Origin of the sequence: Rhizobium acaciae, from assembly GCF_025941625.1 — a bacterium.
Classification (GTDB): domain Bacteria; phylum Pseudomonadota; class Alphaproteobacteria; order Rhizobiales; family Rhizobiaceae; genus Rhizobium; species Rhizobium acaciae.
Window position 1 is genome coordinate 96,594 of record NZ_JAPCZO010000022.1, and the last position, 12,015, is coordinate 108,608.

Sequence of the window (12,015 nt, forward strand, 5' to 3'; positions counted from 1 at the left end):
CCGGCTTCGGTGCATTGACGCTGTCACCGTCGCGGGTTAACCTTAGCCATGAACAGAACTTTTGCAGTTTCGACGATGTCTACGACCACCGCGCCGCGGTGGGTGGTAGACGCGTGAACTGAATTCCGTTCATTGCTGCTGAACCAACCCGCCGGAAACGAGCGGGTTTTTTGTTCCCGCTCGTTTCCCGTATTCGAGGACGAGATCGTGGACGATATCCAGAAACATGTTCTTGCGGAGGGGGCGCTGGCCGTCGCCCGCCACTGCATCGCCAGCCGCTATCCCAGGGCCGCATTCGCCTATGTCGCCGGCTCCATCATGCGCGGCGAAGGAACCGCCTTTTCGGATATCGATCTGGTCGTCGTGTTCCCGTCCATCGAAAGAGCATGGCGGGAATCGTTCACTGAAGGCGGTTTCCCGGTCGAGGCCTTCGTCCATGATCCGCAGACGCGGGCGCATTATCTCCATCAGGATGCCGACAGCGGTTATCCCATCATGGCCAACATGGTTGCGACGGGCAGAATCCTGGGATCGGATATCGACAGCGCCCGCGCAATCCAGACAAAGGCGACGGAGATGTTGGCGGCAGGACCCAAGCCTCTCGGCGGTCCAAGCTATGACTTGCTGCGCTACCAGGTCACCGATTTGGCCGATGATCTGCGCGGTACCCGCCCGCCCGAAGAGATCGCCGCCACCGCCGCGCTGCTCTACCAGAAGCTCGCCGACCTGATCCTGCTCGGACGCGGCGCATGGGCCGGCCGCGGAAAATGGGCGCCGCGCCTGATGCGGAAGCTTGATGCACAATTGGCAGCGGAATTCGACGCGGCGTTCAGACTGGCGGCAGCGGGCGATGGCGTCCGATTTCTGGCTTTGGCCGATCGCGAGCTTGCCGTCCATGGCGGTCGTTACTTCGAGGGATTCAGGCAGGACGCACCGCTGGAAGCGCGCCGCTTGGAATAGTATTGATTTGCGTTGCCTGCATTCTGCTCGGTCATTCCTCGCCTGACTCGACCAGCGCCTCGCGAACGATCGTGTAGTAGGGGGCGAGCTCGGGGATATCGGCGGCCAGCCGGTCGAAGACAGGGTCGGATGGTGCAAGGGTGCCGGCGTATTTCGCCTGAATGAAGGCCTCATGGGCGGCGAGTGCCTCAGCGTCGGCATCGTGCACGACGGTATAGACAGGCGAGGGCACGGTGCGGCCCTTGACGATGATGCGGTCAAGCTCGACGACGGTGTAGGTGCCGGCGACTAGCCTTGCTGTCTCCTCGCCGAGCAGCAGGGCTACCCCATAATTCTTCGAGGCGCCTTCGAGACGCGAGGCGAGGTTGACGCTGTCGCCGAGGCAGGAATAGTCAAAGCGGCGGGTCGAGCCCATATTACCGACGATGCATTCGCCGGTGTTGATGCCGACGCCCATCTTCAGAACGTGCGGCTTGCGGCCGAGTGCTGCCGCCTCCCGTTCCAGCTCGCGGTTCAGGCTCGTGATCGCGGCCTGCATGGCAAGCGAGGCCCTGACGGCGTTGAGGGCATGGTCGGGATCGTCGAGCGGCGCGTTCCAGAAGGCCATGATGCAATCGCCCATATATTTGTCGATCGTGCCGCCATGATCCATCACCACGTCGGAAAGCGGCGTCAGCAGCCGGTTGATCAGGCCGGTCAGTTGCTCCGGATCGTCCTTCAGCGTCTCGGCGATGGTGGTGAACCCACGCACATCCGAAAACAGTACAGAGAGAGTGCGCCGCTCGCCGCCGAGCTTCAGCTGCGAGGGATCGTTCGACAGGCGCCTGACGAGGTCGGGCGAGATATATTGGGCGAAGGCGCGGGTGATCTGGCGCTTGTTGCGGCGCTCCTCGGCAAAATCGAAGGCGGCTTGGCCGAAGACGACCGAGATATAGGCGACCGTCGGGCCGAGCGGCGAGACGAAGACATGGGCAAGCCGCATGCCGGCGGCGCTGACTGCCGCGAAGGCGACGAGGGCCGCCGCGCTGGTCACGATCGTCAGCCATCCCGTCGAGCGCCAGACGGTGGTCGCGGCCAGCAGCACCGATATCAGGATGCAGGCGGCGACCGTCGGCAGCCGGGCTTCTGCGATCGACAGACCGCTGCGGATGTTGTCGTAGATCGTCGCCTGGATCTCGACGCCAGAGACGAGCTTGCCGGTATGGACGGTGTAGGGCGTCGCGAAGGCGTCGACGCCGCCCTTGTCGATCGCGGGCGCATTCTGCAGGCTGAGGCCGATCAGCACGACCCGGTCCTTGAAATAATCCGGCGGCAGCAGATTCTTCGGGTCGAGCGCCTGGTAGTAGGAGACGGTGGGATAACTGCGGGCCGGGCCGAAGGACTGGATAAGCCGGCCGGCGGGCACCGTCTCGGAGGCCACGCCGGCGACCTTGGCCAGCATGGCGGCAAAGCCGTCCTCATAGCCCGGAATGCGCCGGAAGGTGCCGTCGCCGCTGAGTTCGACGGAGGCGATGCCGGTCACGGCACCTGCCTCGGTCAACTGCGGCAGCGGGGTCGCACGGATCAGTTGCGAGGCCTGCGGCGTCTCGATCAGGGTTTCGTCGCCGGCCAGCACGGTATCGGGGCCGACGGCCCTGGTGATCGCCGCGTCATTATCCGGGGTTGAGGGTTCGGCCAGGATGATGTCGAGTCCGATGACGCGGGCGCCGGCGGCGCGCAGCTGGGTAACGAGCTGGGCGTGAAGGCTGCGCGGCCAGGGCCATTGCGCGTTGATATCGGCAAGCGAGGGTTCGTCGATCGCGACGATGACGGGTCCGCCGGGTGGCGGACGGGGATCGTCGACGGTGGAGAGATAGTCGAAGCTTCTGAGCTCCAGCAGTGACCAGGCGGGCAGGCGCGACAGCAGCGAGATGGCGATCAGCGTCGTCAGCGACAGCACCAGGAGCCTCAGATGGCGGCTCCTGATCTGCCTGGCCTGCCGAGGCTTGTCCCGCAGCCGCATCAGAAGCGGACTTTGAGCGTGCCCTTGAAGGCGCGGCCCCAGCCGGGCACGCCGGGGGTGATCTCGAAGTCCTCGTCGAGCAGGTTATAGGCGGCCGCCTCCAGCTCGATGCGCTTGTCGAACGGTTCCCAGACCAGGTGGGCGTCGAGGCTCCAGTAGTCGTCGAGCTTGGTGCCAAACCGATCGCCGTCGCGCTCGCCGATATAGTTGGCGGCGACCGTCGCCTTGACCTTGGCTTCGTTGACCCAGGTCAGCGCAATCTGCCCGGAATTCTGCGGTATGAAGGGAAGAGGGCCGCCATAGCTCGGCTCGAGCGGATCCCTGTTTTCCGAATCCATGTAGGCATAGGTCGCCGAAAGGCCGAAACCATGGCCGAGCACGACGTTTGCTGTGACGGCAGCGCGATCGATGCTGCCGCGCGAGATTGGCAGGCTGGTATCCGAGGGAAGCGAGATCAGCGGCGTATCGACGGAGAAATCGTGCAATTCCTGATGCTGATACTCGACCGAAGTGAAGAAGCGGTCGGTCCATTCGGCATCCCACTGCAGGGCGACCGTATCCGTATAGCCTCGCGGATTGGCGGAAAACTGGTTGGCCTGGAGTCCGAGTATGCCGATCGGGGCAAGAGTCGGGACGGTGCTGTCAAAGCTTTGACGCATGAAGGCGGCACGCAGCCAGTGGTTTTGAACCGGCGCCCAGGCAAGGCCGAAGCGCGGCTCCAGCCGGCTGATATCGATGCCGTCGCCCTCCAGGCGTGTGGCGAACAAGGCATATTCGCCCTTGAGGTCCGGCGTTATCTCATGCAGCACATCGACATAGGCGCGGCCGATATTGACAGTGTTGCTGGTGGTGGTCGGACCCTCGATGATTTCCGGGATGAGCGGGACGCGAGGAACGAGTTCAAAAAGGCGGGAGGAGGTGGTCGAGCTTACATCGATCCAGCCGCCTTCGATACCGTACCGCCAGGTCAGCGGCCCGTTGCCGATAGAATGGCTGAGAGCCCCGATGTAGGTTTTGGAGGAAGTGTCCTCGATCCCTTCCAGCACAGGAATGATATCCGGGTCGGGCAGGGGTAAGATCGGGGCATCGTCGACTTGAAGTGAAGTTGCCGTTCGCGACTTGCTCTCCGAATAGAGGACTGCACCGTTCAATATGTTCTCGTAGGCAAAGGTGTGGCTCCAACCGATGCCAGCATTGGTTATTTCGTTGTCAACATCGCGACCGACATATTCCGGCAATATCGTCGTCCTGATCGGAAAGCCTGCCAAATTGAACAGGTCCGTCAGTGTCGTGCCCTGCGTCTGAGCGCTCAGCGCTCCATCATTCTTGCCGTGGTTGACGAAGGCTACCACGCGATCATCAGGCGTGACCGTTGCCGTCAGATAACCGTTGGCGCTCAGCAGCTTGTTATTCGTCTGGACACCGCCAAAATCGCGGTAGTCGCGGTCGAGCGCCAGCTCTTCCCAGGTCAGGTTGCCATAGAAGCTGATCGGAATGGTCTCGTTCGAATAGCCTTGGATATCGGCTTCGCCGATGCGCCTCGTATGGCCGTCGACGCTGTTGATGCCGCCGCCGAGCGAGCCTTCGATGAAGGGCACATCGAACAGCGTTGCCGAGCGCGAGCGGCCGGAAAGCATGTGCGGCGAAAGCAGCAGGCCCTGGATGAAGGATGAGTAGCTCGACGCGTTGCCGCGATTCTGGATGATGTTGTCGTCGCTGAAGCTGGTCGCGTTGACGAAAGGAAAGATGCTGCCTTTGATCGATTGATCGATATAACCCGTGCCGTTGAAGGGATCAAAGACGGCATCGCCGTAATAGCGGCCCCAGGCATCCAGGCCCTGCAGGCGGAAGGCGTTGTTGAGCGTCGAACCAGCACTCGCATTGGCGCCGAGCGAGCTGTAATCGCCGCCGCGGGCGCGGGAGCGTCGCAAGAATTCCTGCGCGTTGCGGATCGCGCCGTCGGCGTCGTAGTCGTCGATATCGACGGCGGTGCGGAAGGCCGAGATAACCGGGTCGTTCTTGTCGAGCCGGTCCGCATTGTCGAGCGCCTGCCGAGAAGGGATGCGGTCACCTTTTTCGTAATGGGCGGCGGCGAGCATCAGCTGCGACTGCGAATGCGCCGGGTTGGCGGTGCTGGCGGCGAGCAAATCTTGCAGCGCCTTGTCGCGCTCGCCGGTCTGCAGATAGTAGCGGCCGCGGGCGAGCAGGGCAATATCGAAGGACGGATCGAGGGCGATTGCCGTGTCGATCTCGCGCTTGGCTTCCTTCATGCGCCCCTGATCGAGATAGAGGATCGCGAGATTCGCACGGAGCAACGGGTCCAGCGGATCGAGCTCGATCGCCTTCTTGAAGGCCTTTTCCGCTTCGCCATTGGCATCGCGCGAACTCTGCAGCAGGCCGAGCGAATTCAGCGTGCCTGACCCGCCGGGGGCAAGCTCGATGGCGCGGTTCAGATCGGCAAGCGCGCCGTTGATGTCGCTCTGATAGACCGCCTTGTAACTCGCGCGGGCGGATAGTGCCATCGGATGGTCGGGGTCGAGCGCCAGCGAGCGTTCTATCGCTTCCTTCATCTGCTCGCGGTCATCGGTGAGCTGCGCCAGCTGGGCTCGGACCGCCGGCAGGGTCGGATCATCGGGATACCGCTGCTCCGCCTTCCTGATGATATCGATCGCAGCGCGCGGATTTTTTAGGAAGCCTGTCGTATAGGCCTCCATGATCGCGCCATAGGGGCCGGTGGTGTCAGCCGGCGGCGGTTCGGCATGGGCGGGGTCGGCCAGCGAACGGGCGAAATAGCCGCCATATTCCGCCATGTTGCGGCGTGTCGGGTCGAGATGCGGCAGGGCCTTCTGGAAGAGCTTGGCGGCATCGTCATAGCGCTTTTCCGAGCCGGCAATGGTGGCGTCGAGCAGGTCGACGCGAGCCTGCTGGGCCACTGTCAGCTTGCGGCCGCGGATGTTCTGCAACGTTGCGGCTGCGGCCTGACGGCCGTCGAAGGCGCTCTGGACTTCGGCAAGTTCCAGCCAGTCTTCGATCGTGCGGCGCGCAGGCGGCAGGGCCAGCAGACGGCGGCGTTCGGTCGCCATACGGTCGGCCCGCAGCGGCGAGGTCGGCATCAGGCCGAAGCCGTCGCGCAGGTCGAGATAGAAGAGCATCTGTTCGCGGTCATCGGGATTGACGCTGATGATCTTGTGCGGCGCCTGGCCGATGGTCGCGACCGCCCCTTCGCCCTCGTTCACTTCGACGCTGCCCTGCGGGTTGCTGAGCGCTACGCGGCCTTCGAGCACGATCATCGAGGTCTTGGCGCCGTCGACGGTCATGGTCCAGTCGGTGCCACGGATAGCGGCGGCCGCGGCCGGTGTTTCCACAGTCAGGCCCTGGCCGCCGCGTTCGGCGCGCGCCCAGATCGTTCCCGATTGCAGCTCCAGCGTCGTGTCGCCGCTTGCGGCCATCTTCTTGACCTGCAGCGAGGAATTACGGCCGAGGCGAACCTGGGTGTGATCGGAAAAGACGATGGCGAGCTGGCCGTTGGCGTTGGTGCGCAGCACGTCGCCGGTCAGCAGATCCTGATTGATGTCGACGACACGCCAGTTCGACACGTCGATGAAGCGGACTTCTTCGCCGGACTTGCGAGCGATGACGGAACCGGCGACGGGGGTTGCGCGCTCCACGGGGTCGGCCGCCGCCGGTGGCGAAAAGCCCGATACGACAAACGCAAGCGCCACCCCGACGCGACAGATGTTACTGAAATAACCCCGCATGTCCTCGACCCCATACCCCGCTCTCCCTTTGTCCGTGTAGAGTGGAAAAGTCAAGCATGTTGCACACGTGTTCTTGCTTTCGTCGTCAAGTGTAATATCAGGGAAACACTTGATGGCGGAGTATTCACGTGAGCGAATTTGAAAGTGCACCTGAGGTTATGCTGAGCAAGCCGTCGAGCGGCGACGTCAGCACTGAGTATTTCGATCATATCAAGAAAATCAACGACATATTTTATGATCAGATCAAGATATCCGACCAAAAGGCTGCATATATTTTTACTTTCATGCTCGCCTTTCTTGTGAGCTCCAGCGAAGTGAGGGCCGTGTTCAGCCTGACGCGTTACACCGGCGGCACGCCGGGCAGCATGCTGTTCTCAGGCCTGCTTGCGGCAGCCTCGGTCTTCTCGATCCTGTCGGCGATTCTTGTTGTGCTGCCGCGGCGTCTCGGCACCTCCACCTCGCTATTCTGGGGCGCCTGGCCTGACCATCGCGATATGTTCTTCGAGGCCGCACTACGCCGTGACGAGCGCTACCTCTTCGACCAGTATCTCGAAAACGCCAACATCCTCTCTGCCATCGCCCGCAACAAATACCGCTGCGTCACCTTCGCGTTTCGTGGGCTGATGGTAAGCGTGATCGCCTATGTGCTGCTGTTGATTGCCGTGTGAGGGAGTAAGCGGCGAAGCCAGCAAATGCGCTGAGCGCAGGCGCGGCCAAGAATGCAGGGCGCGCCGAGGGCGCGCCCGCCCGTTCAATCTTCGATTTCGAGAACGAGCTCGAGCTCGATCGGCACGCCTAACGGCAGGCTGGACACGCCGAGGACGATTCGGCTGGAGAGTTTGTCTTCGCCGAAGACTGCAAGCAGCATTTCGGATGCCCCGTCGGCGACCTTTGGGTGGTCGCGAAAATCGCCTTCGGTGGCGATGTAGACGCCGAGCTTGACGACCTTTGCCACCCTGTCCAGCGAACCGAGATATTCTCTGGCTGCCGCAAGGGCGCTAAGGGTCGCTGTCTCGGCGGCCTTCCTGCCGTCTTCGACCGTCAGCGCGCCGCCGACGCGGCCGATATAGCGGGGCTTGCGGTCGACGACCGGCAGCATACCGCTGAAGAAGACCAGCTTGCCGGTTCTGACCGCCTCGACATACGCGCCCAAGGGCGTCGGCGGTGGGGGAAGGGCGATGCCGAGGTCCTGCAGCCGCCGTTCCGCGCCGGCTGCCTCAGCTTTCGCATGGTCTACCATTTGCCCAGATGTGCGCCGCCGTCGACGTGCAGCACCTCCCCGGTTACGCGCGGAGCTTCGGTGAGGAAGACGACGGCATCGGCGATCTCCTCGACGTTGGAAATGCCTGCCATCGGCGATAGCGTGCTCAGGAAGTCCTTAGGATTGTCCTTGTGCAACGGCGTGTCCACCACACCGGGAGCGACGATATTGAAGCGAATTTTCTCGTTCGCATATTCCATCGCCAGGTTCTTGGAGATGGCGTTGATGCCGCCCTTTGTCATCATCGAGACTGAGGCGGAGAAGCCGGCGATCGGATGATCGGTCAATGGGGTGGTGATGCTGACGACGCTGCCGCCGGTTTTCTGCGCGAGCATCTGCCTGACGACCTGTTGGGTCAGGTGGATGAAGCCTTCGAGATTGGTCGAGGACAATTTCTGGAAGTCGGCCATCGTAAACTCGACGAACGGCTTGGCTAGAAAAATGCCGGCATTGTTGACGAGCGCGTCGATCGAGCTGAAGCGATCGATTGCAGTCCTTGCCACCCGCGCTGCGGTTTCGGCATCGCCGATGTCGCCATCGACAAGCGCCAGCCTGTCCGAGGCTTGGAAAGCCTCCGAGGCGCTGACCTGGCGCGAAGTAGCGACGACATTGTAGCCGCGCTGGATGAAGGCGTTGACGAGGCCGGCTCCGATGCCCTGGGAGGCGCCCGTCACGATGACTGTTTTTCTCGTAGTCATGCTGATCTCCATAATCTGGTTCGGGCAACGCGGGCCTTGCGGTTGCAAAGGCGGGGTCGCTCGAGATGGGGCTGCTGCGAATGCGCCTCCATCGGTTGTGGTTGTTTTCGCAAGGTGAATATGGCGAAAACTCCATTACCCGATTAGATGGAAATATCTGGATTCTCTTTTGCATCCATGCAAAAATCAGCACATGGCCGATCTGAACGACATCGCCGTTTTCGTGAAGGTGGCGCAGTATGGCAGCTTCAGCCGCGCTGCCCATTCCCTCGGCATGCCGGTATCGACCGTCAGCCGGAAGGTGACGTCGCTGGAGGAGCAGCTCGGCGTGACGCTCATCCAGCGGACGACCCGCAAGCTGAGCCTGACCGCGCAGGGCCGGGCCTATTACGACAGGTGCAGCGAACCGCTCGCCCATCTCCTCGACGCCGAGCAGGCGCTCACCGAGACACAGAGAAAACCGGAAGGTCTGCTGAAGATCTCCGTGCCCGTCATCTTCGGGCAGGAGGTCTTCTACGAATTCATCTCATCCTTCCTGAAGACCTATCCCAATATCCAGATCGATCTCTTCGTCACCAACCTGTTTCTTGATCTGATCGCCGAGAATGTCGATCTCGGCATCCGCTTCGGCGAACTTAAGGATTCCTCCATCGTGGCGCAGCGGCTCGGCAAGAGCGTGCGCTATCTGGTCGCCGCACCGGAGTATCTGAAGGGCAGGGTGCCTCCCTTGAAGCCTGAAGACCTGAAGGACCATCAGTGCGTGCTCTTGAACGGCCGCAACGGTGAAGCGGAATGGCATCTCGTGAACGGTCGCAAATCGGTTCGCCTGCATGTGTCGGGGCCGGTATCGAGCCGGGATTTCGATGCGGTGAGCGCCTTCACCTATCGCGGACACGGCATCGGCCTGCTGCCTTCGACCTATTGCGACGAACAGATCAGGAAAGGCGAACTCGTCCGCCTGCTGCCGGACTGGTCGTCCGAGGAAATTTTCGTGCACGCCGTCTATCCCACGCGCCGCTTCCTGCCCTCCCGATTACAGGTCTTTCTCGAGGCGCTGAAAGCATGGAAGACCCCCTTATGGCTTCCCTTGCATTGAAGGCTTCCGATTCCATCACCGAAAATTGAAGCCTTGCGCGAGGGCGAGCGTCCTCCCTCGGTCAAGCTGTGTTAGAGTTCGCTGGCTTGGATGGCGCAGGGATTGGATTGCCAATGCTGACGACACTTGCGGTGCTTATGGGTCTTTCCGGCCTCGTCCCCATCGCGCAGGCAGGGGGAAGCGAGGTCGATGTGACCCTCGTGCTTGCCGTCGACACCTCGCGGTCGATGGACTTCGAGGAGATCGGCATCCAGCGCGAAGGTTATGTCGAAGCGCTCAAGCACAAGGAATTCATCGACGCGGTCAAGGGCGGGCTGACCGGCCGCATCGCCATCAGCTATTTCGAATGGGCAGGTTATGTCGTCCAGGATTCCGTCATCGACTGGCAGGTGATCGAGACGGAGGAGGATGCGATTGCTTTTGCCGATAAACTCGAAGCCCGGCCGATTGCCACGCAGCGGCGCACATCGATCTCCACCGCGATCGCCCAGGGCGCCAGCATGATCGTTTCCAGTCCCTTCCAGTCCAGGCGGCAGGTGATCGATGTCTCCGGCGATGGGCCGAACAATTCCGGCGATCCCGTCACTCCCGCCCGCGACAAGGCGATAGAAGCCGGCATGATTATCAATGGCCTCGCCATCATCCTGCGGCCTTCCGATGCGCCGAACGGGCTCGATAAATATTATGCGGATTGCGTGATCGGCGGTCCCGGCGCCTTCGTGCTGCCGGTCCGCAAAATCGAGGATTTCGCCGTTGCCGTGCGCCGCAAGCTGGTGCTGGAGATCAGCGGCGTTTCCCCGCCGGCGACTGTGCGGAAAACAGCCGGCGCCGAGGCGGGTGCCGACTGCCTGATCGGTGAGAAGCAATGGCGGGACATCTTCGACCGTTGATGCCAGAACAGGATGATTTTAGGCCGGGTCGGCCTAAAATCTCAATCCTGTTCTGAATTACATAGTTAGAGCATGATGTCGTCCGAAAACCGCGCACACTTTTCGGCATCATGCTCTACCGGATCAGCGCGCCGAAATTATATCGGTCAGTATCTGGTAAGCGGCGGAGACGCGGTCCTCGTTGGGATAGTTTTTATTGGCCAGAATGACGATACCAACGCGCTCTTTCGGGACGAACGCGACATATGCGCCGAAACCATTCGTTGAGCCGGTTTTATTGATCCAGACATCGTCGCGCGGTTTCATTGCGGGCATCAGTTGCTTGACCGGAATGGTCTTGAGCATCGCGCCGGAATTGTTGTCCATCAACGTCGTCAATGTCGCGGGATAGGAATATTGTTCCCAGATAAGGTCCTGGGTCATCGTGCCGACATCGAAGTATCCCGTGTGCGTATTCGTGATCGCCTGCTGGAGCTTATCGTCCAATTCGACCAGTCCCATATTCGCGTCGATGAACCGGATCATGTCGCCTGCTGTGGATTTCACTCCATAGGCCTCGGACGAAAGAGTGGCGGTTGTCATCCGAGCCGGCTCGCCGCTTCGCTTGTAGCCTTGGGCATAGTCTGCCATTCTCGATTTCGGCACATTGATATACGTGCTCGTCAACCCGAGAGAAGGAAACAATTGGTCTTCCATAAGAGCTGCGAAATCTTTGCCCATGCTTTTTGCCGTTATATATCCGAGCGCGCCGATGCTTGGATTGGCGTATGTTCGGTGCGTTCCGGCGGCATATGATGGTTTCCAGTTTGCGAAATACTCCATCAGCTGTTTTTCGGTTTTGACGTCATCGGGAACTTGCAGCGGAAATCCGCCCGCCGTGTGCGTGCCCAGATACATCAGGACGACATCGCCGAAGGGCCTTCCCTTCATCGCCGGAAGATATTTGCTTGCCTTGTCCGACAGCGAAAGTCGGCCGGTCACGTCCGCGTGGGAGGTGAGGGTGACTGTAAAGGCTTTGCTGATCGACCCCAGTTCGAACATGGTCGCCGGGGTGACGGGCCTGTTCGTGTCCTTCGACTCGACGCCGTAGTTGAAGATGTGGTTCTGTCCGTCAGCGGTGATGGCAACGGCCAGGCCCGGAATGCCGTATTTATCCATGATTGGTTTTATCGCGGCGTCCGAGATGGCTTTCAGTTTCAGCTCGTCAGCCGCAAAGCCACTTGTGGAAATGCATGTCGAGACCAATGCGGCCGATAGAATTCCTATCCAATCACGCGTCATTTCTTCATCCTCTAAAAGCAGCTTCATCAGCGCAAAGGCGCATGAGGACGGCATTTAATGGCACTGTTT

9 protein-coding genes are annotated in these 12,015 nt (G+C 61.1%); 4 read left to right on the plus strand and 5 right to left on the minus strand.

The features are described from left to right. Positions 1 to 207: 207 nt before the first annotated feature. Entirely contained in the window at positions 208 to 960 is a 753-nt protein-coding gene (locus OLZ32_RS29470) for a nucleotidyltransferase domain-containing protein (RefSeq protein ID WP_264398938.1), read from the plus strand. 31 nt (positions 961 to 991) lie between these two features. Here the strand turns inward: OLZ32_RS29470 and OLZ32_RS29475 are convergent, their stop codons facing one another. Both OLZ32_RS29475 and OLZ32_RS29480 read right to left on the minus strand, forming a co-directional pair. After that, positions 992 to 2,962: a CHASE2 domain-containing protein gene (locus OLZ32_RS29475; protein ID WP_017988872.1), complete on the minus strand. Its 1,971-nt coding sequence runs from the start codon at positions 2,960 to 2,962 to the stop codon at positions 992 to 994. Continuing rightward, positions 2,962 to 6,720 (minus strand): FecR domain-containing protein, encoded by a 3,759-nt coding sequence (locus OLZ32_RS29480; protein WP_264398941.1) that lies wholly within the window; start codon positions 6,718 to 6,720, stop codon positions 2,962 to 2,964. The genes OLZ32_RS29475 and OLZ32_RS29480 overlap by 1 nt, the downstream gene beginning before the upstream one ends. Before the next feature lie 128 nt (positions 6,721 to 6,848). On the opposite strand from OLZ32_RS29480, the gene OLZ32_RS29485 reads away from it, so the two are divergent. Next, positions 6,849 to 7,388 carry a Pycsar system effector family protein gene (locus tag OLZ32_RS29485; protein WP_003541124.1) on the plus strand — a complete coding sequence of 180 codons (540 nt, stop codon included), beginning with the start codon at positions 6,849 to 6,851 and terminating at the stop codon, positions 7,386 to 7,388. An 83-nt stretch (positions 7,389 to 7,471) separates the two neighbouring features. Here the strand turns inward: OLZ32_RS29485 and OLZ32_RS29490 are convergent, their stop codons facing one another. Together OLZ32_RS29490 and OLZ32_RS29495 are read right to left on the minus strand one after the other, a co-directional pair. Further along, a complete protein-coding gene (locus OLZ32_RS29490; protein WP_264398943.1) occupies positions 7,472 to 7,960 on the minus strand; it encodes a RidA family protein in 489 nt (162 codons plus the stop codon). Further along, on the minus strand, positions 7,954 to 8,679 hold the full coding sequence (locus tag OLZ32_RS29495; protein WP_264398945.1) for an SDR family NAD(P)-dependent oxidoreductase: 726 nt from the start codon (positions 8,677 to 8,679) through the stop codon (positions 7,954 to 7,956). Before OLZ32_RS29495 ends, OLZ32_RS29490 begins: the two co-directional genes overlap by 7 nt. A 193-nt stretch (positions 8,680 to 8,872) precedes the next feature. On the opposite strand from OLZ32_RS29495, the gene OLZ32_RS29500 reads away from it, so the two are divergent. Next, positions 8,873 to 9,775: a LysR family transcriptional regulator gene (locus tag OLZ32_RS29500; protein WP_264398947.1), complete on the plus strand. Its 903-nt coding sequence runs from the start codon at positions 8,873 to 8,875 to the stop codon at positions 9,773 to 9,775. A gap of 113 nt (positions 9,776 to 9,888) precedes the next feature. Further along, positions 9,889 to 10,665 (plus strand): DUF1194 domain-containing protein, encoded by a 777-nt coding sequence (locus OLZ32_RS29505; protein ID WP_003541118.1) that lies wholly within the window; start codon positions 9,889 to 9,891, stop codon positions 10,663 to 10,665. A 123-nt stretch (positions 10,666 to 10,788) separates the two neighbouring features. Here the strand turns inward: OLZ32_RS29505 and ampC are convergent, their stop codons facing one another. Continuing rightward, positions 10,789 to 11,946: a class C beta-lactamase gene (gene ampC, locus OLZ32_RS29510; protein ID WP_264398950.1), complete on the minus strand. Its 1,158-nt coding sequence runs from the start codon at positions 11,944 to 11,946 to the stop codon at positions 10,789 to 10,791. Positions 11,947 to 12,015 lie beyond the last annotated feature (69 nt).